Origin of the sequence: Nonomuraea basaltis, assembly GCF_005893125.1 — a bacterium.
Lineage (GTDB): Bacteria > Actinomycetota > Actinomycetes > Streptosporangiales > Streptosporangiaceae > Nonomuraea > Nonomuraea basaltis.
This window is the reverse complement of the sequence record NZ_VCJS01000608.1, coordinates 1-876: the sequence shown is the minus strand read 5'-3', so window position 1 is coordinate 876 and position 876 is coordinate 1. Positions and strand designations below refer to the sequence as shown.

At 69.9% G+C, this 876-nt stretch carries 2 protein-coding genes; both read left to right on the top strand.

The features are described 5' to 3' along the window. A partial coding sequence (locus EJK15_RS69655) for a DUF2255 family protein (RefSeq protein ID WP_138720976.1) occupies nucleotides 1-236 on the top strand: 236 nt, incomplete at its 5' end. After that, on the top strand, nucleotides 233-876 hold a 644-nt coding region (locus tag EJK15_RS69650; protein ID WP_138720975.1), incomplete at its 3' end, for an aldo/keto reductase. The genes EJK15_RS69655 and EJK15_RS69650, both read left to right, overlap by 4 nt.

Here is an 876-nt window from a genome sequence, read left to right as displayed (position 1 = left end):
CCGGCGCCTGGTACCGCGGCACCCGGACCCGCCACCAGGGCCGCATCTCGGCCGGCGGCATCCAGGCCGACGTCGCCTTCACCGACGCCGACCCCGGCGACACCGCCGTCCACGACCGGATCGACGAGGTCTACCGCACCAAGTACCGCCGCTACGGCGCCAACATCATCGGCGGTGTCGTCAACCCCGAGTCGCGAGCCGCGACGATCAAACTCATCCCCGAGAGGTCATCATGAAGCACATCACGCTGGGCGATCTGGACGTCTCCCGCATCGGGCTGGGCTGCATGGGCATGTCCCACGGCTACACCGGCGCCGGCACCGACGACGCCGAGTCCATCCGCACCATCCACCGCGCGCTGGAGTTGGGCGTCACCTTCCTCGACACCGCCGAGATCTACGGCCCGTACATCAACGAGGAACTCCTCGGCAAGGCGCTCAAGGGCCGCCGCGACCAGGTGGTGATCGCCACCAAGTTCGGCCTGGTCTCCCACGCCGGCGACGGCCCCTGGAACCTCGACAGCAGCCCGGCCAACATCCGCACCGCCGTCGAGGGCTCGCTGCGACGGCTGGGCACCGACCACATCGACCTGTACTACCAGCACCGGGTCGACCCGAAGGTGCCGATCGAGGACACCATCGGCGCGGTCGCCGAACTCGTCCAGCAGGGCAAGGTCCGCCACATCGGCCTGTCGGAGGCGTGGCTGGACACCATCCGCCGCGCGCACGCGGTCCACCCGATCACCGCGCTGCAGTCGGAGTACTCGCTGTGGACCCGCGACCAGGAACCGCAGGTGCTGCCGCTGCTGCGCGAGCTGGGCATCGGGTTCGTCGCCTACTCCCCCCTCGGCCACGGCTTCCTGACCGGGAAGATCCG